The following is a 24313-nucleotide window of genomic DNA, read 5'->3' as shown; positions in this document are numbered from 1 at the left end:
TCCAGCTAAAATCATTTATAGGGTCTTACAGCTTCTTATATACATAATGGTAATGCCGTCCCTCGTAAAGGTGTTGAACGGATTTCAGGGCTTCAGAGGCCTTTTCCCGGCGGGGGGAGGATAGAGCCTCGTCGATTGCCTCCAGGGACGGGTAGTCGATTTCCTGCACCAGAAACACCTCGGCCGTTCCGTCGTCCCGGCGCAGGGGCCTGAAAAGCCGGACATCCGTGGCATGGAGCATCTGCCGCCAGGCGGGGAGGAGCCGCTCCTGAACCGCGGAATAAAACTCATCCTCCTTTCCCGGAAGAATACGGCCTTCGAAGATCGCGCTTCTCGTGTACATCCTCAGAAGCCCTCAAACTGCTTCATCATTGCCGCGGTATCCTCGGGGCCTATTCCTGCAGCTACAAAGAGGCGGTGCAGCTCGGTAACCGCCCCGGTCAGGGGGAGAGGCAGACGTTCTCCCATTGCGAAACTCTGAACTGCTTCAAGGTCCTTCAGCATATTGTCGATTCGGCCGGTGGGGCTGTAATCCCGGGCCGCCATTTTAGGGCCGAACTCCTGCAGAATACTGCTGTCCGCCCGTCCACCGGCAAGGGCGGCGGGAATCCTTGCGGCATCCACGCCTCCGGCTTCAGCGATCCTGACGGCCTCCGCAACGGCCTGAAAACCCAGGGCGCAGAGAACCTGGTTCACCAGCTTCGTGGTCTGCCCCGCTCCGGAGGGTCCCATGTGGCTGTAATTGGCACACAGGGAGTCCATAACCGCCCTGGCCCTCCCTACATTTTCTGCACTCCCGCCGGCCATAACCGTCAGCTGCCCGAGCTTCGCCTTCGGCGCTCCGCCGGAGAGGGGGGCGTCCACCCAGGCCATCCCCGAAGTCGCTTCAAGTTCCCGGGCCATTTCACGGGTGGCAGCGGGATCGATGGAGGACATATCTATCAGCATCTTGTCTCCGGAAGCCGACTCGGCAATGCCGCCGGGTCCGAAAACGGCGGAGCGCACTATCGCCGCGGTATTCAGGCTTGTTATGATGTAATCAGCGGCGTCGGCAGCCTCGGCGGGGGACCCCGCGGTACTGGCGCCCAGGGCACTCATCGCATCGAGCCTTTTCCGATCAATATCGAATACAGTTACTTGATGTCCGACTTCCAACAGACGGCCGGCTATGGCGGAGCCCATGATACCTATCCCCACAACCGAAACATTGACATGCGAACCCATAGGGAACTCCTCTTTTACAGAATCAAAAAAATCAACAGCCTATCATATGCTATTGTCATTACATAATAACATTTAAAAGCGGCGTTGCCCAGCACAACATAAAGGCACCTCTATAAACATGATATTAGTTTTCAGGTACCCAAAAATAAAATGTGCCGCGGTTTCCCGCGGCACAGAAATAATGCTGTCAGAATCAGTTTCAGAAAATCCCTAGAGGAAGAATTTCAGAATGAAGACTGCGGCTACAATGTAGGTAGCGATACCTACTTCTTTGGTGCGGCCGCTGAGGACTTTAAGAATTACCCATGAAGTAAGGCCCCATACGATACCTTCGGCTATACTGTAGGCCAGGGGCATCATAACGATCGCCAGGAAAGCGGGGACAGCTTCGGTAATCTCGGTAAATTCGATCTCTTTTACCGGGCTCATCATGAAAACACCCACCAGGATCAGGGCCGGGGCAGTTGCGGCTCCGGGTACCAGCAGGAAGACGGGGCTGAAGAAAAGAGCCAGGAAGAACATGGCTGCGGTAACAAGAGCGGTAAGACCGGTACGTCCACCCTCTTCAACACCAGCTGCGCTCTCTACGTAGGTAGTTACCGTGGAGGTTCCCAGCATGGCACCAACGGTGGTTCCAACGGCGTCGGCAAAAAGGGCCTGCTTTGCCCGGGGGATGGAACCGTCAGCCTGGAGGATACCTGCCTTGGTGGATACACCGATCAGGGTGCCTACCGTATCGAACATATCGACAAACAGGAAGGTGAAGAGGACGATCAGCATATCAAAGCTGAAGATGTTCGCGAAATCAAACTTGAAGAGTATGGGTCCCAGGGACGGGGGAGCTGCCATCAGCTTGAATCCTTCCAGGCTGGTAACACCCATGGGGATGCCGACAACCGTAGAAATGAGGATTCCCCACAAAAGGGCGCCTTTGACTTTGTAGGCGATCATGACACCGGTAATTATAAGGCCGATTACCGCCAGAAGAGCAGCGGGATTAGCCAGGGAACCGAGTCCCACCAGGGTCGCATCGTTGTTAACGATGATTCCGGCGTTCTGCATGCCGATAAAGGCAATGAAGAGTCCGATACCAACGGAGATTGCCCGTTTGATATTCATTGGAATCAGGTTAATGATGGCTTCGCGGATGTTCAGGAAAGTCAGAACGATGAAGATGATACCTTCGAGAAATACCGCCGTCAGGGCGAACTGCCAGCTGTATCCCATACCGAGAACAACAGCGAAGGCAAAGAAGGCGTTCAGCCCCATACCCGGAGCCAGTGCGAAGGGCAGCTTGGCAAACAGCGCCATAACAAGGGTCGCGATAAGCGATGCGACTGCCGTAGCGGTAAAGACCGAATCGGCAGGCATTCCCGCGGCGGACAGAATTCCCGGGTTAACCGCCAGGATGTAGGCCATCGTCAGAAATGTGGTAATACCGGCGATAACCTCCGTGCGAACTGTGGTGTTGTTCGCTTTCAGTTGAAAGAACTTTTCCATACTCTCTCCCTGCAATAATTTTTGTGTCCCCAAAACGGAACCGATCAGATATCAGTTTACCCGCAGGGCAAGAGTAGTGCAACGCAATTTTTTTCTCAGAGCCTTGAAAGAGTAAAAAAAGTTTGCCCCTGCGAAAAAGGGGCGCTATTCTGTAGGATACATACAAGGGGTTATATAATGGATTTGAAAAGGTTGATCGATGTTGCCGCGGGCCGGCGAAAGGCTGATCTTGTACTGCAGAATGCCCGTATTGTGAATGTCCACACCCACGAGGTAAGCGACGGGAGTCTGGCGGTTGACCAGGGCGTAATAGCCGGTATCGGAGCCTACGAAGGAAGAAAGGAGCTTGACCTGAACGGAGCCTATCTGCTCCCGGGTCTGATCGACAGCCATGTTCATATAGAGTCATCCCTGGTCTCTCCCGAGCAGTTCGCCCGGCTGGTGGTCCCCCGGGGAACCACAACAGTAATCGCGGACCCCCACGAGATTGCCAATGTGGCCGGCCTTGAGGGAATACGCTACATGATCAGTGCGGCGAAAAAGGCCCCCCTGGATGTCTATTTCATGCTGCCCTCCTGCGTTCCCTCCACCTCCTTTGAAAACGCCGGTGCCGTGCTGGACGCTGCAGCTCTGGAAGAACTGATAGACGACGATGCGGTCCTGGGCCTGGGAGAGGTCATGGACTACCCTTCCGTTGCAGCGGGGGATGAGGGCATTCTGGCGAAAATCGCCCTGGCGGCAAAAAGAAACAAACCCATCGACGGCCACGGCCCCATGCTGGAAGGCAGGGGTTTGAATGCCTACCGGGCTGCGGGAATCCAGACCGACCACGAATGCTCCACCCTGGACGAGATGCGTGACCGGCTGCGGATCGGGATGCGTATTCTGATTCGCGAGGGTTCGGCCGCCCGCAACCTTTCCACCCTGATAAAGGGGGTCGGCCCTCACACCTCCCGTTACTGTTCCTTCTGCACCGACGATAAACAGCCCGAACAGATCCTTAGCGAGGGACATATCGACCACAGCCTGCGCCTTGCCATTGAAAACGGGCTGGATCCCCTGACGGCCATACAGATGGGGACCCTCAACGCCGCCGAAGGCTACGGTCTCGCCCGCAAGGGAGCCCTGGCTCCGGGATTTGACGCAGACATGATTGTGGTGGACAACCTGCGGCACTTCACGGTGCAGCAGGTATACAAGAGGGGCGTCCTGGTGGCCAGGAATCAGGAAGCCCTCTTCGCTGTCAACACCCCGGACATCAGCAGGGTATCCGGAAGCGTCAAGGTCGGGGAGCTCTCACAGGAGAGTTTTCGGCTGAAGCTGCGGGGAGATCTGGTCAACGTTATCCATCTGCATCCGGGGAACCTGATTACAGAAAAAGCGGTGCGCAAGGTGTACATCGACGAGCAGGGTTTCTTTGTTCACCGGGAGAAGCTGGACATCCTTAAGCTCGCAGTCATCGAGCGGCACCGGGGGAGCGGAAATATCGGTCTTGGCCTGGTGGAAGGCTTCCAGCTGAAAAACGGCGCGCTGGCTACCACAATCGCCCATGACTCCCATAACCTGATCATAATCGGTGACAACGACCGGGACATGCTGACTGCCGCAAGGGAGCTGATATCCTGCGGCGGTGGAATGTGCGCCGTCAGGGAAGGCAAGGTGCTCGATACGCTGCCCCTGCCCATAGCGGGACTCATGTCCAATGAAGGGGCGGACCAGCTGAACCAGCGCCTGAGCAGAATCAACCGGACAGCCTACGAGGCCCTCCGGGTCAATCCCCAGGTGGACCCCTTCATGAGCCTCTCCTTCCTGGCCCTGCCGGTAATTCCGGAGCTCAAGCTCACGGATATGGGTCTTTTTGATGTTACAAACTTTGAATTTATCAATATCAATGCGGAGTAGCAGAGTATGAGTAAAACCATTGTTGTCGCCATCGGCGGTAACTCGCTGATCAGCGACCCGAAACATGTTACCGTCCCGGCCCAGTACGAGGCGGCCTATGCCACGGCCAGAAACATGGCCTCCCTGATTGTCTCTGAGAATCGCCTGGCAATCGTCCACGGTAACGGTCCGCAGGTTGGATTTATCCTTCGCAGGGCAGAAATAGCCAAGAACGAACTTCACATGGTGCCACTGGACTCCTGCGTCGCCGATACCCAGGGTGCCCTGGGCTACAATATCCAGACAGCAGTGAGAAACGTCCTGGGCGGGCTGCATCAGATCAGGAATGTGAGTACGGTCGTAACGGAAGTTGTTGTCGATCGGAACGACCCCTCCTTCCGGGCGCCCACAAAGCCCATCGGTTCCTTCATGGACGAGAAAGAGGCCAGGATGCACATGAAGAAAGACGGATGGTCCGTGGCGGAGGATGCCGGCCGCGGCTGGCGAAGGGTTGTTCCCTCGCCCCGTCCGGTGGAAATCCTGGAACTCGATGTTATCCGTCAGCTGGTGGAGAGCGGTACCATTACCATCGCTGCGGGAGGCGGCGGAATTCCGGTAATCCGGGACGACCAGGACCACTACGTGGGGGTAGAGGCGGTTATCGACAAGGACCTGGCGGCAAGTCTTCTTGCCCGGAGCCTTGCGGCCGATCTCTTCGTAATATCTACGGCGGTGGAGAAGGTCTGCCTGAATTTCGGTAAACCCGAGCAGAAATCCCTGGACGAGATCAGTGTCTCCGAGGCAAAGGCTTATATTGAGGCAGGGCATTTTGCCAGGGGAAGCATGCTGCCGAAAATCGAGGCCATGGTCGAGTTCGTTGAGGCCAGCGGAAAGAACGGTATAATCACCGATCCTGAACATCTGGCGGAAGCAATAGATGGACGGGGCGGTACCCGTATTGTTCCGGATTAGAGCACCAGAAAGGGAAAGGCCTCGCCGCCTATCCTGGCCTCCTGAAAGGAGACCCCGTAGAGAGTATTGAGCCGCTCCGCAGTCAGCCCCTCAGCGGCATCCCCGGAAAAGAGAAGCCTTCCCTGCTTCAACAGAACGGCCCGCTGTGCCGCCTGACGGGCGTGCAGGGGATCATGGGTCGTAAACAGAACCGTGAGCCCCTCCTGTGAAAGCCGACGCATCAGGCGAAAAATGAGCAGGGCGTTGGCAGGATCCAGATGACTGGTTGGTTCATCCAGCAGAAGGATCTTCGGTTCCTGGGCAAGGGCCCGGGCGATGGCCACCAGTTGCAGTTCTCCGGCGGAAAGCTCCTGCACGTTTCTCTTAACGAGCTTTTCAATGCCTGCCTTCCCGGCGGCTTCCTTTACGGCCTCCAGGTCCTTCCGTGTGGGTGTCTCCCAGAGGGCTATCCGTGAAGCCCGTCCTAACAGCAGGTATTCAAGCACCGGATAATTAAAGGGCAGGCTTCCGCTCTGGGAAACAAAGCCGATGTGACGTCCAAGCTCAGTCCGGGAGTAGCCCTCCAGACGCTGACCGAAAAGCGCGATACTCCCCCTGTGGGGGCGCAGATAGCCCAGCAGAAGACTCAGGATGGTACTCTTTCCCGAACCGTTGGGCCCGAGGACGGCGGTAACCCGCTGGGCTTCGATATCCAGGCTGAAGTCCGTAAAAAGGCCGGGACGCTCCGTATCGGCATGATAGGAGAAGCTCAACTTCCGTATGGCAAAGGCGCTCATCGGCGGAACCTCACCTGGCCGGAGGATAAAAGCAGAATAAAGAGCCCTGCTCCGAGCAGGGAGGTTAGAATCCCCAGGGGTATCTCGAAGGGAAGCAGCGCCCGGGCAATTCCGTCACAGACAAGCAGCATGACCGCCCCAAGGAGCATGGATGCCGGGAGGGAGAGACTCCCCTCGGCTCCGAAAACCCGGCGCGCCGCGTGGGGAACCAGGAGCCCCACCCATCCCACTATACCCGCCGCGGCGGTAACCCCGGCGGTGGCCACGGAAGCCGCCACAAGGAGCAGCATCCGCTCCCTGAAAGGATCGGCCCCCATGGAAAAGGAGGTAAGATCATCCAGACTGAGGATATTAAGCCGCCACCGGAAGAGATACAGAACCACCAGGGCCGGGAGGGAAAGAAGCAGCATTGACAGGGTCGTCTGCCAGGTCGTTCCCGCAAGCCCGCCGAGCATCCAGAAGGTCATCTCCTGCAGCTGGGACAGGGGATCCGCCATATATTTGAGCACACCGACACCGGAGGTAAACAGGGCGGATACGGCAAGGCCGGAGATTACCATGCGGATTACCCAGCCGCCGAAGCGGATGCTGCTGGCCACCCTGTAGGAGAGAAAGAGTCCCCCCAGGGAAAAAAGTACCGCAGACAGCTGCACCCCGCCGGGAAGCCGGGGGAATAGCAGAATTGCCAGGGCCGCGCCGAAGGCCGCACCCTGACTCACCCCCAGAAAACCCGGCTCCACCAGGGGGTTCCTGAAGAGCATCTGAAAAGCGCAGCCCGAAGCCGCCAGGGCGGCCCCCAGAAGGGAGGCACTCAGCACTCTGGGAAGCCTCAGACGCAGAAAAACCCTCAGACTCAAGGGGTCACGAAGAAGATCCCCGGGAAACAGAAACCCGGCGGTGGGAAAACGCCCCACAAGGAGGGACAGGGCAAAGAGAAGAAGAAAGAGTCCCCCGAGAAGAAAAATCCCCCGCCGCTGTTCCGGTCGGGTCAAAAAAGGTCTCCCGTAATACGGGGAAGTATATCCCGACGGAAACGGGCTTCGCCGATCCCGTAGAAATCCCGGAAAAAGGCGGCCGCCTCCCCTTCAAAAGGAGTATCGAAGGCCTGCGGATGCAGGACCCCGGCCATCCACCGGGCGCCCAGAATCCAGCGGGGATCCGGCTGCCCCCAGCTGTAGAAATCCGCGGGCATGGAGTAGACCCTGCCGTTCCGCACAGCCTGAAGTCCTGTCCAGAGGGGATCATTCTGTATTTCGTCCAGAACAGTATCGGTGGAACCGCGGAAGGAGAGAAAAATCATCACCTCCGGATCCCAGCGGGCAATCTGTTCAAACCCCACCTGGTTCCATCCCGGTTTTCCGGCAGCCTCCGTCCAGACGGGATCACCGCCTGCAAGACGAACCTGAACGGTCTGAATCCAGCCCTGGGGAGCCACGCTGAAGCTGTACCCCGAGTTACCGCTGTTAACGGAGAAGAGGGCCACCTCCGGTCGGGGGCGGTCTTTTACCTGCTGCCGGATATCCTCCGCCTGCCGGTTGAACATGGAGATAAGCTCCTCGGCCCGGGCCTGATCCTCCAGGAGAGTACCTAAAATCCTCAGGTCCCGCTCGAACTGCTCCGGGGTCTCCAGGTCGAGGTAGACCACCGGCACCCCCGCCGTTTCGATGGGTTTTCCCAGGGAATCCCGCAGGTACGATTTGAGCAGCACCAGGTCCGGGTTCTGGGCGAGAATCTCCTCGGGACCGACGTTCTTCTGAAGCCGGGCTTTTTCGTCCGCATTTTCATCCAGCACAGGGAAAAAATCCCCCATTCCCTGATCGGTAAACCCCACAGCGGCGACCCGCTCCGACGCACCGGGAAAAAGATAGAGGGCATCTACTATCATGATTACTGCCTTGCCGGCGGTTACAATCCTCCGGGGAGCTTCGGGGAGTTCAACGCTCCGCCCCAGGGCATCCTGGACAACAATCTGCGGAGCCGATGCCTCCTGCACTCCCTCAGCGAAAAGGGGAGCCCAGAGACTCAGGCCAAGCAGAATGAGTATTACAGCACATCTGTTTTTCATAGCAGCTTCCTTTTTTAGTTACATACCGTTGCAAGGAGTTTACGACCAGGAACCGGAATCGTCAACGCCGGATTGTCAACAGCGGCTGCTGCGGATAGACTGCCATCATGAAAAGTCCGCAGCCCCTTGGCGCCTGCTGCATTGTCCTTGCCGCAGGGGAGTCTTCCCGTATGGGAAGACCGAAGCAGCTTCTCGAGCTCGACGGGAAACCCCTTTTTACCTATGCCCTGAATACAGCCCTTGAGGTGTGTGAGGAGGTAATCCTGGTCCAGGGAGCAGTCGACCTTTCGGGATACCTGCCGCCGGCCGGGAACCTGAAACTGGTCACAAACCGGGACTGGCACAGGGGAATGCTCGGATCCCTGCAGACAGGACTTGCCCGGTGCCGGCATACAAGGGTCTTCGTAATTCCCGCGGACCTCCCCATGGTTCAAGCGGCTACCTACCGGCACCTTGCAGGGGCCCAGGGAACGGCTCCCGCGGCATTCCCGGTCTGTGATGGACACAGGGGACATCCGGTGCTGCTGGGTCCCGAGGCTGTATCTCTGATAAACACCGCGGATCCGGAGCTCAAGGCCATGAAGGTAATAGCCCCCCTCGATCCCCTGGCAGTGGAAGTTACAGATTCCGGCATCTACCGTGACATCGACACCCCGGAGGAGTGGGAGCGGCTCAAAGGCGAATGATCCGGTCGGGAGAAAAGCCGAAATAATCGGGAACGACCTCAAGCAGGGAAGGCCGGACGCTTACAGTAAGATCGGAACCTGCAGTAAGAAAAATCCGTAAAAGCGGCGCGAAGCCCCTCCCCTCCAGCTCCAGAGGGCCGACCTCATCCAGGATCAGCTCCTTCGGAGGCGAGCCCTCGAATGCAGCCCAACAGGATTCAGCCGCAGCAAAGGCGGCGGGATTGAAGAAAAAACGCCTGAAGGGGAACCATCCCCGGGGGGCATCGGTGCCGGTCGGCCTTGCCAGGGGGATTCGTCTCCCACCCGGCAGCGTAAGAAGATCGTAACCGGGAAAGCTTTTTACCGAAAGCCAGGCCGCGGTCCCGGACCGTGACCCCCGCTCGTGTAAATGGCGTGTTTTACCGGCATCGATTTCGCCCGTTACAATGGTTATGATGGACATGTCGCCTGTCATAGTAGACCGGGGCGGACAGGCCGGCAAGAGCACCTTAAGGGCCTTGACTCTTTTGGGGAAAATGAATAGATTACTTTCAACGACGCAGGGTAGAGCAGTTGGCAGCTCGTCGGGCTCATAACCCGGAGGTCGCAGGTTCGAGTCCTGCCCCTGCTAAAATAAGCCTTTTCATTATAAAGGTTTAATCGATTGCTACCGGAAAACCGGCGCAGTCCGCAATCCAATGTATGATGATCAATGTATGATCATCGAAGGAGCGGGTATGCGCCGTTTTTCGTTATATCGTCGCGGAAAAGTTTATTATTGTCAATTTTACAATCCAAAAACAAAAAAGTATCTTTCCGGACGCTCCACCGGTCAAACAAACCGTAATTCGGCGTATCTCGTAGTACAAAACTGGATACAGAATGGTATTCCTACCCCAAGATCAGATGAGTCGGCCCGATCAGTTTCCGACATACTCAACCTCGCCACATTAATTGAGACTCTTCGCACTATAGATCTTTCAAAGAAAGATGTTGGCCGAATAGTCGACATCCTTAAGCAACGAGACTTAATCGAAGGAGTCATAGATACAAAAAACAGCAGAGATGAGATCTTTACCTTATTTCTAAGGCGGTTCTGGAGTTGGGATCAATCGCCTTATATTAATGAAAAGCTTGCTCACGGACAGCAGATAGGTGAACGTCACTGTTATGACATGCAACTCTGGCGAAAAAACTACTGGGACCCATTTTTTAGTGACATCTCCCTTTCTAAAATAAAAAGAAGTGATCTTGTCCAATTTTCTCTCTGGCTCTCAGAGAAAAATCTGAAACCCAAAACAATCAACAATATTTTATCAGTGGGGACTGTTGCGCTCAGATGGGCAAGCGACAATGAACTGATAGTCTCAAATCCTGCCAAAGGATTAGCAAAGTTCTCCGGGCATCCGAAGAAGCGAGGCGTTCTGGAGCAGGTAGAAGCACAGAGACTCTTTGAATTGGACTGGGACGACCAACGAGCCCGCATCGGCAATCTGCTAGCCATGACAACCGGGCTACGTGCTGGTGAGGTATTAGGTCTTCAAGTCAGGGATATTAAGGACGACAGGCTCCACATTCGCCATTCATGGAGTACCAAAGAGGGCCTTAAATCTACAAAAAATGGTGAGGAGCGTACCATTCCTCTTCTTCCATCGGTTCGGCGGCAACTATTGAGACTTGCAGCCGATAATCCTCATGGATTAGGCCCCGCATCTTTCGTTTTCTGGTCAACAAGGACACCAGAGGCTCCCATGGATTTTCATTTTCTGTTGAACAGTCTCAAAACAATGCTTCTCAAACTAACCCTACATGATCCATCAACGGTCTCCGCTGAAGAGCTGCAACAAGCAAAACTATACTGGCGCACACGGAACATAGTTTTTCATTCATGGAGGCATTACTTCGCCACCCATCTGGCTAATCGAATAGACCTTCGGGCGGTGCAACTTGCTACTGGACATCGGAGCCCCAACATGGCGGCTCACTACGCCAACCACGCACAGGAACAGGACTTCAAGCTAGTATCAAACGCCATAGAAGAAGCATTCGGTACTATTATCCAATTCTCAATTCCGCAAAAAGAACAGAAGGAGTCTCAATGTGAACACCTTACAATGTAACACTGGAAGAACTGATATAAATCATATCAGCACAGAAACGTCACTAGCTCATTGGCCTCTTCCAACTTACCCCCGGCTGGATACATGCCTTATTTCTATTCCACTGGATACAGTTAATGAGATCGAACTAGACTCATTGATTGAAAATACAACTACAGTTAATGGAGACAAGATAGTAAGGGCGGTATTAAAGGTGGCGCCAATTCACCTACCCTACGGTGTCCGGGGGATCAATATCGAGAAGGATCAAGTTCTTATTGAGCTCTCTGCAAAGATTCTTCAGGATCGCTATTTTGACCTGATCAATCGCAACACGATTGAACTAGCATTACACAGGCTGAATGAATGTCCGAGCATAACACTCAATATAAATAAGGTATTGGACAGTGCGCGCGCCTTCAGGTGCGATTCAACAACCGATATTTGGACCTCCCAATATCCCCTTGATTATATAGCCGCTCTTCGTCTTTCTGTTATAAACCCAAAATATAGGAAAGAATTATATGGAAGAGACGAAAGTGTGGTTTATTTAGCCAGAACCAAGTCCCGACAACGGCGACTCATTGTCTACTGGAAATATCCAGAGATGTTGAGGGATAGAAAACTCTCCCAATTTCTTAAGCCAACAGATTTCTTTCCAGTCATCCGGATAGAGCACAATCTTAAGACGTTTCAAGATATCCGGGCTGCCTTTAAAATCAAGGATATTTGTCTTGCTGACATCCTGAATAGTCAACATAATCCAAACATAGCTCTCTTCAACAGGATTAATCCTGAGTATCCTCGGTTGATTGACCCAAAATCTACACAGCATCGATTCAGTGATATTGAGAAACAAGAAGGAAGAATCAGTATCCTGAAGAAGTTTGACTATGACCTTGAATCGGTTAAAGCCTTTATTAGAGCGAACGTGAAAGGCAACACATCTGCATACACGAAAAGATACATACAGCTGAAATCGCAACTCTTTTCAGATCAGGATGAATCTGGAGAGATCCTTATAAGAGAGTTAAAGCAGAAAATTATCTCTGCCTGGCGTTGTCCAGCGTAAGGTGTATCTGTATTCTAATCCCGTATGTTTTGACAAGACTCCTTCTCTCTTCATTATCTATGATTTATGTATTTTTCACTTGACGGAAAAGCTGATTCCTCCCACCATAGTATTTACCCTTTTGCGCAATTTTATGTTTTTGACCGAACTATCTTTAAGAAGATTAACTGCTTTTGGTGGACAGTACCTGGTTTAGGACATGTAATATTTGGGAGAAGTGATATGGCCAACTTGCAGGCGTTGAAGTCCTCATGTACACCTCGACAAAGTGTATTTGATAAGTCTCGTAAAGACGTAGTTCTCTACCTGGGCGACCTTTTAAACGGGCGCTTGACGGCAGAAAACGCGGAAGCATTCTATGAAGAGAACTTTATCACCAAGGGAATGAGGTCTCTGGTTGATCGGGTGTTTGACCGCCTGACAGGAAAGAAAGATCAAGCTTCGACCTTCCTCCTTTCCCAGGCTATGGGGGGTGGAAAAACTCACTCTATGTTGGCTTTGGGCCTACTGGCAAAATACCCTAGTATTCGTAAGAAGTTCTGGCCTGATCACGATTTAGGGGATGAACCTATCCGGGTAGTAGGATTCGATGGTCGCGAATCAGATTATCCTTATGGGGTTTGGGGATCGATTGCAGAACAGCTCGGGAAAAAGGAGGTGTTTCAGGATCTGTACCAACCACTGCGGGCCCCAGGAGCTACCTCTTGGATAAACCTGTTGCAGGGGGAGCCCACCATAATTCTGCTTGATGAGATGCCCCCCTACTTTATGAATGCGAAATCGGTACAGGTCGGTAACGGCGATCTGGCAGATATTACCACAACAGCACTCTCCAACCTTATGATTGCGGCGAATAAGGAAGAGCTGCAGAACGTGGTTATTGTAATCTCCGATCTCTCCGCCACCGCCTATAAAACAGATGGTAAGGCAGCAGGAGTTTCTGCCGCACTGGACAATCTGGCCCAGGAAACAAACCGCAGTGCCATGATCATCGAGCCGGTGGCAACCGTAGGGGATGAAGTTTTCAATATTCTGCGTACCCGGCTCTTCGAAAAGCTTCCGGAGATCAAGGCAATCGATGATGTAGCAGTTGCTTATTCGGAGGAAGTAAAGAAAGCGAAGAATATGGAGCTTACTTCAGAATCTCCGGAAACCTTTGCAGCTGAACTTCGCGAATCTTACCCATTTCATTTTTCGCTGCGCAATCTCTATGGTCGCTTCAAAGAGAACCCAAGCTTTCAGCAAACCCGGGGCCTATTACGGCTTATGCGAACAATTATCTCGAATATGTGGGAAACCGGAAAGGCTGAGAATCGTTATCTTATTCATCCATATGACATTGATCTGAATGACAATGATATATTCTCGGAATTTGAACGCATTAATCAGTCCTTAAGCGAAGCCATCCGCGTCGATATCGCCAATGATGGAAAATCTCACGCTGAAGAGATTGATGAGCAATATCAAAACAGCGATGCCAGCGATGTAGCCAAGCTGCTGTTTATTGCATCCCTTTCGGTATCCACTAACCCCATTCTTGGTCTGCGAGACCGGGAAATAATCGGTTGGATGTGCACCCCTGGGCGGGATGTACAGAATCTGATCAAAGATGTAATTGAAGTACTCCCCTCCCGAGCCTGGTACCTTCACCAGACTGCGGACGGCCGGTTTTTCTTTAAGAATGTGCAAAACCTGTCGGCAAGGGTCTACGATATTAAGCGAAACAGTACTCGAGAGAACAATATCCAATCCTTAAGAAAAGTTCTGGAAGAAATGTTCAAACCTCAGATTGGAGACCTTTACCAGAACTTGTCCGTACTCAAACCTATAGATTCCGTGAGTCTGGATCAAACAAGGACAACTCTCATTATTACTGATCCTTATACTGGGGCGAGTACAGAGAAGCCTCTGCACCCTGACTGGTTCGATTTCTGGGATCAGCAAACCTTCAAAAACCGGGCTCTTTTCATCACTGGAGACCGAAACACAATGGATCAGGTTCTGGATAACGCAGCATCCCTCAGGGCAATTAACCTGGTCCGGGAGGAACAGAAAAAGGATGGGTTGTCTGCCAATGATCCTCAGGTAAAAGAAGCGGATAAAAGTCTTGACCGGTATCAGATCCAGCTTAAAAGCTCCCTTCAAGCAACATTCTCCCTTATTGTCTATCCATCTCTTGATAGATTACGCAGCGAGAATATCAATCTTAACTTTACCGACAACAACTTTGATGCGGAGAAGCAAGTCCGTAAAACTCTCCTGAATAACCAGAGCTTTTCCGAAGAACCGGCGAATGATAACTGGGTAAAAAAAGTTGAAGCCCGGCTGTTCGATGGTCAGAATCCGGTAATCTGGAATGAAATCCTTAAACGAGCAGCTATAAAAACATCATGGCAGTTTCATCATCCGCATCTGCTGGAGGATATCCTCAATCACGCGCTCCGGGTAGGTTTATGGAAGCGCGAAGGTAATCAGGTTAGAAAAGGTCCCTTTGAAAAAGATCCAACCGGGGTGAAGGTGATTGTTAAAAACCGAGACGAGCATACCGGTGAAACAATCCTTCAAATCACTCCCGAAGGAGGAAGGGTTGTATACTATGAAATCGGCAAACACAAGCCCAGTTCCGCTTCCCTGCAAGTAACGGATTATCAGAATTTCCGCACAAGGGAGCTGTCTCTGACCTTCCTTTGCGTTGATGATTCGTCTGACCCTCGTCCTACCGGGGAACCTTTATACTGGAAAAACCAGGTAACAATAAAGGGGCAATTTTATCAGCAAGGCGATGAAATCATGTTCAAAGCCCTTTCCATTCCGCCAATCCCTCTTAAGTATACCACCGACGGCAGTAATCCTCTTTCCCATGGGGTGCCATATAACGGGGACTTTTTGGTACCTAATGGGGCCCAATTAATTCAGGTCCTGGCACAAAAAGATGATATCCAGGCCAAGGAGACGTTCACTGTAAAGTCTGCAACTGGACCAGTGGTTGCCCCAGATAAGCCCCTGGATTGGAAGACAGAGAACAGGTATTACAATATTCCCCAGACCGATGCTTACAGTGTTTTTGAAAAATGTACAAAGTACAATGCACGCCTGGCGAACGTTTTTATGACCATTATTCACAACAATAGTGGAGAAACCCTCTCTTATACCCTACCCGAGGGTATAGGAAAAACCGCCCATGAGCTATCCTCCCTGATGGCAGCCCTCCAGGAACTTATAGGAGAAGCAAGCGTGCAGGTAGCCATTGGTAAAATCAGCTTTGAAACCGGGCAGGCCTTTCTTGACTGGGCCCAAGAAGAGAAGTTTACTCCCGATCCCCAGGAAGTAGAACAGAGATGAGTCAGACTATAGGATTCGGCTTTATGCCGGACCAGACCTCTCACAGCTTTGTGGTACATCTTCCTGCAGGGAGCCGACCGGACCGGGAGGTTGCCATAACAGAAGAGTTCCAGTGGAGCGATGAGCTGGTTCCCTACCATCAGCGTTTGGATGGTTTTCAGCATCAGGACCTGAAAGTACTGCTGAGCTACACTGTATGGTCCGAAATTGCCGAAGAGGCCAAGAATGAGTTTAACCGCCGCCTTATCCGTCACGGTAAAAAGAGCGGCCGATGGCCAAAGAGCGGCATGATAACTATAGACAAGAACTTCGGTAAAGAGCTGGTGCTTCTGTGCTGGGCGGTGGAAGATGCGGACCCCCTTCAGGTACCAAACACGTTGCGGAACTGGCTGGGATTAAGTCCCGAAGAACGCTGGTGGCTCTACACCATGACCAACGCTGCAACGGGACAGGCCTTGAAGGGGCGGAACAAGGGGTGGCGCAAAGCTGTACGATTTGCTCTCTGCGAGAACCCCATAGCGGATTCTGTAATTAAAAGACGAAACAGCGATTTTGAACTTGATTTGTTTGGAGAGTAGCGTGGCGTATCAGGAATTTTCAGTTTTAGAGGTAATCAAAAAAATCAACAATGTAGATGACCAGGGCTTTTTTTTACCCTATGTCCAGAGAGATTATGTGTGGGGCACACGATATCAGGCAGAAGAACGTATATGCAACCTGTTTGATTCCGTTTTTAAAGGATATCCGATTGGGTCTATAATTCTTTGGAAAACCAACGAAGAGATCCCTTTTCATTATTTTATTCAGGATCTGGATTCGGACACGACAAGGTCCACAAACCAGGACAATGGTGTCCACAGTATATCGAAACATCTTGTTTACGATGGACAGCAGAGGCTCCAGACCTTGTTCAGCGTTCTGCGGCATAGCTTCAATGGTAAGGTATTGGCTTTTGATCTGCTCTCTGATTCTGATGTAGATATGGATGATACGGGTTTCAGGTTTATCGATCGAAATTCTCCTCACGAACCTCACCTGTTAAAGTTAAACCGGCTTTTTTCCAAAGACATTGAAAAAGAAAACGCTTTTCGGCGGGAACTGCGTAATGAAATTACCCTGGATCTGGACGAAAAGCAGGAGGAACTTTTTGAGGACAATTTTCATAAGTTATGGATGGCATTCCGAACCAATTCGCTGAAGCCCCTGGTTGCCTGGATTGTTGATGAAGTGAAAGAAGAAAAGGTCAACCAGATTTTCATGCGCCTCAACACAGGGGGTATTCCCCTTACCCGGGCCGAACTTATGCTTTCCACTTTAAGTGTCGGTAACACCGATATCCATGATTTTCTCAAGGATTTGACGGAGATAATAGAAAACCAGTCCGGTGGTTATGTTTTTGACACATCTGAACTCCTTCGTTTTCTAAACCAAATCGTTAAAGGAAACTTGCGGATCGATGTCAGCCAGACCAGTAAAGATGAACAACAAGAAATTTTGGGAATCCTGGATGAAAACTTTGAGAAACCTGTGACAAAATTCTTCGAACAGTTTCTAAAAGTAGAGTTCAACATCACCAGTAATTCCCTGATTCCTCAAAAATATGCCCTGTATCCGTTGATCGTGTATTTCTACAAATTATGGAATAAGGGAAACAAGGATTACAACCATTTGAACGAACCACAAAAAATGCTGGTAAAAAAATACTTTATTATCTCCCAGCTTAAGGCCTGGAATTTACAGGGGGATATTGACCAATCTTCGCGCAAGGTTATTGAAATCTCAGATGCACCAAGCTGGAGTGGAGACTTTCCCCTTGCAGATGTTATAGCCATTGTAAAGGCTAAGAACAAACGCGGAACCGAAATAGAGGAAGTTGACTTGGCCAACAACAGCTGGTTCGCTTTAAAGATCATCAGAAAGGATACGGTATTCCTGTTTTCTTCTACAAAAAGCGGTCGCATAAACCCCGAGCTTGAGCATATCTTCCCAAAAGGCCTGTATCCCGATAAGGACTACAAGCAGGAGGTGAACATTCTTTGGAACCTCGATGCCATTTCCGGGCAGATCAATAATCAAAAAAAGAACAAACACCCAAAGGAATATTTTCAGAATAACCAGAGTTTCTTTGACCATTATAAATTTTTACCCGATCTGAACAGCGCGGAATGGGATGACCACAAGCTCTTTATTGAGAAACGGAAAGAGCGGATGATTAATGAATTTACCCGCCTATACGACATCACTATAACAAAATAGGAGTCCGCCATGCCCCACACCCCTTTTATTGAAACACAATTTCCCCTGGCACTATTAAGTGCCGAGAGCTACAAAGAGCGGAAAGCCGGGGCCGGTCAAACATTGACCGGTCTGGGCAAGTGGTGGGGCCGCAAACCGTTGATTTTAGTCAGAGCGGTAATAGTCGGACTCCTGATGCCCGCCTCCGGTGATCCAGCAAAGGACCAGGAGGTCTTCTTACGGATTCTGACCATGGACCCAGAGGGGTTGTGGAAGCGAAAGAACAAAGCCCTGGGAACAAAGACAATTGCTTCTCTGGTATCTGCAAAAGAAGCTGAAGGGATGCTCGATTACTCAGGAGACAAGGTCTCCTGGATAAGCGGGGTAACCAAGGAGAATAGGGAGCAGCTTGAGCGACTGGCTTTCAACAGGCTAAGCTATGATGACAAGTTGAACTTTTGCCAGCGTCCGGAGCAAATAGACGGCCCGGGGGATGAAAGCTGGAAGATTATAAATGAACACCTGAGAACCAGCGCAGGGAACCTGAATGAACTACTGAATGAGTTATCCATAAAAATCTACAAGCATACCGCCCGGGTCGGGGATGTCTTTTGCGGCGGCGGCAGCATCCCATTCGAGGCTGCCAGGCTTGGGCTGGAAGCTTACGGAAGTGATTTGAACCCCGTGGCGGCGCTTTTAACCTGGGCAGCCATTAACCTTATAGGGGGTGGCCCTGAGGTCCAAAAGCAGGTGAAAGCAGCCCAAAAAGCTGCCTGGGAGGCTGCGGACAAACAGATAGCTGAGTGGGGGATTGAACACGACGGCAGGGGCTTTCGGGCAGATGCCTATTTATACTGCGTGGAGGCTAAAAGCCCTGCCACCGGATTGTGGGTCCCGCTTGCTCCCAGCTGGATCATCAGCGAAAAATATCGAGTGGTAGCGGTGCTGCACCGTAACGATGATAAAGGCAACTATGATATAGAGATTGTTACCGGGGCCAGCAAAGACCAGATGGTAAAAGCCAAAATGGGAACAGTTCAGAGCAGCTCCCTGGTTTGCCCTGAAACCGGCAACATATACAGCATGGCTTCCATCAGGGGAGATCGGCAAACCGCTGAGGGGGGCACGGTTTACGGGCTTCGCTTATGGGAGAACCAGGACATAGTTCCACGCCCCGAAGACACCCTGCAGGAACGGCTCTATTGTGTGCGCTGGGTCAGTGAGGAGGGGGAGCGGGAATACAGATCAGTTTGCCAGGAGGACCTAGAACGGGAAGAGAAAGTGCTGGCCTTACTGAGAGAGCGTTTTACCGACTGGCAGAATTGGGGGTATATCCCCTCCAAAATAATTGAGCCGGGATACAACACGTCTCAACCTATTCGGGAGCGTGGCTGGACCCACTGGCATCACCTGTTTCATCCGCGACAGTTATTGATGCACGGGCTGTACATGAAATCTGTAACCTCATTTAAGAATATAGAAGAAAAAATTGGAAGCATTATCTCAATGAGTAACGCTGTAGATGCAAATTCAAAGTTAGCACGTTGGCAATCTCAATTAGCAAAATCTGGAGGAATCGGTGTTGTAACGCCTTCTTTCGCCAATCAAGCATTGAATCCAATTCTAAATTTTCCGGTTATTCCATCCATTTTAATGCAAGATAGATATATCAGACTCCCTTCAATAGCTGATCAGATTACTTTTCATGAAAGAAATACTATTCTTGCAGTTGATGCGACTCAGGTCGTAGTTCCAAGTGATTTATGGATAACAGACCCCCCATATGCGGACGCGGTAAATTATCACGAATTGGCTGACTATTTTTTGTCTTGGTATGAAAAGCATCTTCCTAAGATCTTTTCAAATTGGAACAGAGATGGTAAATCTGCCCTAGCCGTCAAAGGCTCCGGAGAGGACTTTAAACGCAGTATGGTGGATATCTACGCTAACCTTACCAGGAACATGCCGGATAACGGCTTTCAAGTAGTCATGTTTACCCATCAGAACGCGGGTGTATGGGCGGACCTGGGTATGATTCTCTGGGCGGCGGGATTAAAGGTCACAGCAGCCTGGACCATCGGCACAGAGACCAGCTCGGGGCTTAAAAAAGGCAATTACGTACAGGGGACCGTGTTGCTGGTACTGCGAAAGCGTCTTGAGCAAAATAGCGTGTTCCTGGACGAACTCTACCCCATGGTGGACGACGAGGTAAAGCGTCAGCTGGATCAGATGCACCGGGTGGATGAGGGTTTTATGCCCCAGTTTGGAGATACAGATTACCAGCTGGGAGCCTATGCCGCCGCCCTCAGGGTACTCACCAGTTACGCTGACATCGAAGGACAGGATATCCGCCACGAGCTATTCCGCAGCAGGAAGAAAGGGGAAAAGTCCCCCTTCGAACTGATCATCGACCGCGCAGTCAGTATTGCTGCGGGGTATCTCATTCCCCGGGGGCTATCCCGTCATGTGTGGGCCAACCTGAACAGCTACGAACGGCTCTATCTGCGGGGTCTGGAGCTGGAGCGCCACGGTGAACTGCGGAACGGAGCCTACATGGAGCTTGCCCGGGGTTTTGGGGTAAGCGAGTACAAGTTTCTGCTGGGTAATTCCGCAGCCAACGAAGCCCGCTTTAAGACACCCGCTGAGTTTAAGAAGAACCAGCTGGGCGACGGCCTTTGGGGCGATTCCCTGCTGCGACATCTGCTATTTTCCATCCACCTGGCCACGATACATCAGGATGTCCGCGAGGGTTTTAACTATCTTAAATCCGCCCGACGGGATTACTGGTCAAGGCGAGAAGACATTCTTGCTCTTCTGGCCTTTCTTTTGGAAGGACGGGCATACCAGCACCTGGAACACTGGAAGATGGAACTGGAATACACTGAACTTCTGCAAGGGCGTATTACCAATGATTTTGCCGCAGGGAATACCGATCCATGATCAATCGCTATGTGTTCCATCGAGAAAAGAAGGGTACCAGCTTTCTACCGGAGCGACTTAAGAACGCCTTGAGTTACGATCGGATTGCCGGGTATTTCGACAGCTCCCTGCTGGAGTTTGCAGGGGAAGCCTTTGAAGAGGTCAACGGACCAATCAGAATTATCTGCAATTCAGACCTGAATCCGCAGGATATTCTAACCGCTCAGAGGGCTGAGCAAGCCCAGAAAATTTCGTTTTTCAAACATGACGCCGAACATCTTGCCGCAGAAGGAAAAGCACGACTAAAACGTCTATACCACCTGCTGCAGAAGAGGGATCTCCAGGTACGGGTGCTTCCCAACGAAGCTTTTGGTCTGGTCCATGGAAAGGCCGGAGTAATCCGATACGAAGGAGGCCGCAGGACCAGTTTTCTTGGATCGGCAAACGAAACCTTCTCCGGTTGGAATCTGAACTATGAACTGGTATGGGAAGACGACAGTCCTGAGGCATGCGACTGGGTCCAGCAGCGTTTCGACGAACTGTGGCAAGATTCCAGAGCGGTTCCATTAAGCGACACAGTTATTAAAGAGGTGGAACGACTCCTTGACCGCCGAGAGCTGGATATTGAGCAGTGGAAAAAGAAGCCCAACCCCGCAGGATTGCTGGTGGAATCCCCGGTGTACAGAACACAGTTTGGATTGTGGCCCCATCAGCGCTATTTTGTGGCCAGCTTCTGGAAAGCCCATACGGAAATCGGCGCCCGCTATATTCTGGCCGACCAAGTGGGACTCGGTAAAACCATTCAGCTGGGTATGGCTGCACAACTTATGGCTTTGAGTTCCGAAAAGCCGGTTCTGGTGCTTCTGCCCAAAACGCTTATGCAGCAGTGGCAGACAGAGCTTATGGACCTAATGGAGGTACCTTCCGCTGTATGGAATGGTAAGTGCTGGGTAGATGAGAATGGAGTTGAGTACCCAGCAATGGGGACCAAGCCACTTACACAGTGCCCGCGCAAAATAGGTCTTGTTTCTCAGGGACTTATTATCCAAGGTAGCAACGCGTCGGAACAGCTACTTTCCCTTGAGTGGGAAGGAGTTATTGTTGACGAAGCCCATCGGGCCCGAAGGCGGAAACTTCCTTCCCAGGATAAAATCGGAGAGCCTATTCGGAATCCCAAAGCTGAAGGGAACAAGCTTTATGCGTTTCTTTCGGAAATTTCCAGTCGAACCCGGTCCATGTTGTTCGGGACAGCAACTCCTGTCCAGATGCATCCTATTGAGGCCTGGGACTTGCTTCGCCTGCTATCCTATGGCAGTGATCATGTTCTCGGTGGAACAGGAAGTAACTGGCGGAAACCACAGGAGGCCCTGCCCTACCTTTTGGGGGACGCCGTGCCTCCTCGCTCAGAAACCGACCGATGGGAATGGTTAAGAAATCCTTTTCCACCATCCTGGGAAGATAATGCCTTTAGACAAGCACGTTTACAGCTGCATCTAAAAGATACTCAAGCCTATGTCAGCGGAGAGTACACCAACTACCATAACCTTCCTGTTGCAGCTAAAGTCCCGATCAGCCTGGCGGCATCCCAGCTTTTTACAAGGTACCACCCTTTTCTCAGAAGTATTATCAAACGCACCAGGGATTACCTTGAAGCCACCATTGACCCCAAAACCAATCAACCGTATCTGCAGAAAATCAATATAAAACTTTATGACGAAGCGATTCCCCTGCAAAGCTACCTGTACACAGCCTATAAACAAGCTGAAGATTTCTGTAAAGCCCTTGCAGCCCGGGTGAAATCCGCGGGATTCTTTAAAACCCTACTCCTACGCCGGATCGGAAGCTCCCTAGAGGCAGGTATCAATACTGTGCGTGTGCTTCTTAATAACTGGTCCGATAGTATCGTATTAGAGGAGGAAGACGACTATTTCGATTTTATGGATGATATACCGGGAACTGAAAGTACAGAACTTAAGACACTTACCAGTGAAGAAAAGGTTCTTCTCCAACAGTGCCTGCAGAATCTGGAAATGGGGCGCTCCCAGATTGATGCAGATCCCAAGCTCGATACAATAATAGAATATTTGAATTATTATGACTTCGCGAAAAAAGGCTGCATTCTGTTTTCACAGTATTACGATACAGCCTGGTATATCGGGGAGCGAATTGTAGAACATTACCCGGATCAATACATTGGCCTCTATGCTGGTAGTGGTAAATCCGGTATCTGGATTGAAGGTCAATTCCATAAACGAGAGCGAGAAGAGATTAAAGCCAGAGTAAAGGACCATTCCATACGTCTCATAGTGGGAACCGATGCGGCAGCCGAGGGGCTTAACCTCCAGAGCCTGGGGACTCTGATTAACATTGACCTTCCGTGGAACCCGACAAGACTTGAACAGCGAAAGGGCCGTATACAGCGCATCGGTCAGCATCTGGAAACCATTGAAATTCTCAATCTCAGGTATAAAGATTCTGTGGAGGACAAAGTCCACGAACGCCTATCTGGAAGGCTCCAGGCAATCCACGCCCTTTTTGGCCAAATCCCGGAGGTCCTGCAAAACGTCTGGATTAAAGCTGCCATTGAGGATCTTGAAGAAGCTCAGAAGTACATCGAAGACTTTCAGAACAAGGCAAAGAATCCTTTCCAAGGACGATACGAGCAAATGGACGGAGTCCCTCAGGACTGGGACACTTGGAAAGAGGTTGTAAATAAGCATGAAAAGATTCAGGAATTAAGGAAAGGGTGGAAATAATGTCCACCGGAAATGCGACTCTGTTCTCGAATTTTCCAAGAATTGATTGGTGCCATGGTAAGACCCAAGTTCAGGAGTGTTTATTTTTAGCATAAACCACCCTACCATATGCCCAGTATAATTAGTAACGATCAAAGGATGGCGGTTCTTTCGGTATTACCTATCGGTGTTTATTGCCCTTAAAAATTGATAATTTACTTGCAGCAGGAAGAATAGTTTCCGCGACACATGTAAGTTCTGGTTCAGTCAGGGTTATGGCTCAATGTATGGCAAATGGGCATGCTGCTGGCGTAGCAGCAGCACTATCCATTGCTAATGACTCAACACCTAGAAATCTTAATGTGAATTTATTACAAGAAACATTAAGGTCACAAGCAGAAATCTTATGAAGAGAGAAATTATCAACGGAGCTCTGTATTCAGACAGGTGCAAAGGAAATGTCATATTCGATTGAAAGCGGACCAAGTCTTTCCTCCGGTGTTGAGATTATAATAATAACCAGATTTTACAGGCAGATCTCAGACAGTTCCCTACTTAAAGGAACTGCAGCCTCCGCGTCGGGGGTTGAGGTCTGAATCATCACTCCCCGTCTGCCGAAATAATCAAGAACCATCTTCGTATACTCCGCGAGGTCCATCTGGGCCTTGTCTCCGTGGTCCCAGTAAAAATGCCGCAGGCAGAGGGGAACCTTGCCTGCGGCGGCGTCCCGGATTACCTCCCAGTTCGGGTTCTGGGGAATGGTGAAATCGAGCCCCTTGAGCCCCTCGGTCTCCATCATCGGTACAACGACGTTCTGCACATCCCCGC

The 24313-nt window shown here is 51.2% G+C and carries 18 protein-coding genes, 1 tRNA gene and 1 pseudogene; 12 read left to right on the top strand and 8 right to left on the bottom strand.

Annotated features, from left to right (window positions below; translation table 11 throughout):
• Nucleotides 1–25 precede the first annotated feature (25 nt).
• From B4O97_RS14020 to B4O97_RS14010, 3 genes are all read right to left on the bottom strand, one after another.
• On the bottom strand, nucleotides 26–343 hold the full coding sequence (locus tag B4O97_RS14020) for a hypothetical protein (RefSeq protein WP_083051742.1): 318 nt from the start codon (nucleotides 341–343) through the stop codon (nucleotides 26–28).
• 2 nt (nucleotides 344–345) lie between these two features.
• On the bottom strand, nucleotides 346–1224 hold the full coding sequence (locus B4O97_RS14015) for an NAD(P)-dependent oxidoreductase (protein WP_083051741.1): 879 nt from the start codon (nucleotides 1222–1224) through the stop codon (nucleotides 346–348).
• Between the two features lie 210 nt (nucleotides 1225–1434).
• The gene (locus tag B4O97_RS14010; protein ID WP_083051739.1) at nucleotides 1435–2724 is read right to left on the bottom strand and encodes an NCS2 family permease; all 1290 of its coding nucleotides are present in this window, start codon (nucleotides 2722–2724) and stop codon (nucleotides 1435–1437) included.
• A gap of 177 nt (nucleotides 2725–2901) precedes the next feature.
• On the opposite strand from B4O97_RS14010, the gene ade reads away from it, so the two are divergent.
• Nucleotides 2902–4626, top strand: coding sequence for an adenine deaminase (gene ade / locus B4O97_RS14005; RefSeq protein WP_083051738.1), 1725 nt, complete (start codon nucleotides 2902–2904; stop codon nucleotides 4624–4626).
• 6 nt (nucleotides 4627–4632) lie between these two features.
• A complete protein-coding gene (gene arcC, locus B4O97_RS14000; protein ID WP_083051736.1) occupies nucleotides 4633–5577 on the top strand; it encodes a carbamate kinase in 945 nt (314 codons plus the stop codon).
• Here the strand turns inward: arcC and B4O97_RS13995 are convergent.
• Genes B4O97_RS13995 through B4O97_RS13985 form a run of 3 tightly spaced genes read right to left on the bottom strand, consistent with a single transcriptional unit; the run spans nucleotide 5574 to nucleotide 8418 of the window.
• Nucleotides 5574–6353 carry an ABC transporter ATP-binding protein gene (locus B4O97_RS13995; RefSeq protein ID WP_083051735.1) on the bottom strand — a complete coding sequence of 260 codons (780 nt, stop codon included), beginning with the start codon at nucleotides 6351–6353 and terminating at the stop codon, nucleotides 5574–5576. The genes arcC and B4O97_RS13995 overlap by 4 nt on opposite strands.
• Nucleotides 6350–7345: a FecCD family ABC transporter permease gene (locus B4O97_RS13990; protein ID WP_083051734.1), complete on the bottom strand. Its 996-nt coding sequence runs from the start codon at nucleotides 7343–7345 to the stop codon at nucleotides 6350–6352. Before B4O97_RS13990 ends, B4O97_RS13995 begins: the two co-directional genes overlap by 4 nt.
• Nucleotides 7342–8418 carry an ABC transporter substrate-binding protein gene (locus tag B4O97_RS13985; RefSeq protein WP_083051732.1) on the bottom strand — a complete coding sequence of 359 codons (1077 nt, stop codon included), beginning with the start codon at nucleotides 8416–8418 and terminating at the stop codon, nucleotides 7342–7344. Before B4O97_RS13985 ends, B4O97_RS13990 begins: the two co-directional genes overlap by 4 nt.
• 107 nt (nucleotides 8419–8525) lie before the next feature.
• Here B4O97_RS13985 and B4O97_RS13980 point away from each other — a divergent pair, with 107 nt between their 5' ends.
• Nucleotides 8526–9104, top strand: a complete 579-nt coding sequence (locus B4O97_RS13980) for a nucleotidyltransferase family protein (RefSeq protein WP_083051731.1) — start codon at nucleotides 8526–8528, stop codon at nucleotides 9102–9104.
• Here the strand turns inward: B4O97_RS13980 and B4O97_RS13975 are convergent.
• The gene (locus tag B4O97_RS13975; protein ID WP_143305717.1) at nucleotides 9091–9546 is read right to left on the bottom strand and encodes a hypothetical protein; all 456 of its coding nucleotides are present in this window, start codon (nucleotides 9544–9546) and stop codon (nucleotides 9091–9093) included. The two genes, B4O97_RS13980 and B4O97_RS13975, sit on opposite strands and share 14 nt — an antisense overlap.
• 95 nt (nucleotides 9547–9641) lie before the next feature.
• On the opposite strand from B4O97_RS13975, the gene B4O97_RS13970 reads away from it, so the two are divergent.
• From B4O97_RS13970 to B4O97_RS19840, 9 genes and pseudogenes are all read left to right on the top strand, one after another.
• Nucleotides 9642–9714: transfer RNA gene (locus B4O97_RS13970), tRNA-Met, on the top strand.
• 85 nt (nucleotides 9715–9799) lie between these two features.
• Nucleotides 9800–11203, top strand: coding sequence for a tyrosine-type recombinase/integrase (locus B4O97_RS13965; RefSeq protein ID WP_158084307.1), 1404 nt, complete (start codon nucleotides 9800–9802; stop codon nucleotides 11201–11203).
• Nucleotides 11184–12254 (top strand): hypothetical protein, encoded by a 1071-nt coding sequence (locus B4O97_RS13960; RefSeq protein ID WP_083051726.1) that lies wholly within the window; start codon nucleotides 11184–11186, stop codon nucleotides 12252–12254. Before B4O97_RS13965 ends, B4O97_RS13960 begins: the two co-directional genes overlap by 20 nt.
• A gap of 222 nt (nucleotides 12255–12476) precedes the next feature.
• The gene (locus B4O97_RS13955) at nucleotides 12477–15596 is read left to right on the top strand and encodes a DUF499 domain-containing protein (protein ID WP_158084306.1); all 3120 of its coding nucleotides are present in this window, start codon (nucleotides 12477–12479) and stop codon (nucleotides 15594–15596) included.
• The gene (locus B4O97_RS13950; RefSeq protein WP_083051723.1) at nucleotides 15593–16174 is read left to right on the top strand and encodes a DUF3780 domain-containing protein; all 582 of its coding nucleotides are present in this window, start codon (nucleotides 15593–15595) and stop codon (nucleotides 16172–16174) included. The genes B4O97_RS13955 and B4O97_RS13950 overlap by 4 nt, the downstream gene beginning before the upstream one ends.
• Before the next feature lies 1 nt (nucleotide 16175).
• Nucleotides 16176–17852, top strand: a complete 1677-nt coding sequence (locus B4O97_RS13945; protein WP_158084305.1) for a DUF262 domain-containing protein — start codon at nucleotides 16176–16178, stop codon at nucleotides 17850–17852.
• Between the two features lie 9 nt (nucleotides 17853–17861).
• The gene (locus tag B4O97_RS13940; RefSeq protein WP_083051720.1) at nucleotides 17862–20771 is read left to right on the top strand and encodes an anti-phage-associated DUF1156 domain-containing protein; all 2910 of its coding nucleotides are present in this window, start codon (nucleotides 17862–17864) and stop codon (nucleotides 20769–20771) included.
• Nucleotides 20768–23506 (top strand): phospholipase D-like domain-containing anti-phage protein, encoded by a 2739-nt coding sequence (locus tag B4O97_RS13935; protein WP_083051719.1) that lies wholly within the window; start codon nucleotides 20768–20770, stop codon nucleotides 23504–23506. The genes B4O97_RS13940 and B4O97_RS13935 overlap by 4 nt, the downstream gene beginning before the upstream one ends.
• Before the next feature lie 152 nt (nucleotides 23507–23658).
• Nucleotides 23659–23895 (top strand): annotated as a pseudogene (locus B4O97_RS19840) (FAD-dependent oxidoreductase); the annotation flags it as partial.
• A gap of 116 nt (nucleotides 23896–24011) precedes the next feature.
• Here the strand turns inward: B4O97_RS19840 and B4O97_RS19525 are convergent.
• Nucleotides 24012–24313: hypothetical protein (locus B4O97_RS19525; RefSeq protein WP_158084303.1), on the bottom strand; the 302-nt coding region annotated here is incomplete at its 5' end.

The sequence above is a fragment of the Marispirochaeta aestuarii genome, assembly GCF_002087085.1.
In the GTDB taxonomy this organism is placed as follows: Bacteria; Spirochaetota; Spirochaetia; order JC444; family Marispirochaetaceae; genus Marispirochaeta; species Marispirochaeta aestuarii.
The sequence above is the reverse complement of the archived record's forward strand: the minus strand, read 5'-3'. Positions and strand labels throughout refer to the sequence as shown.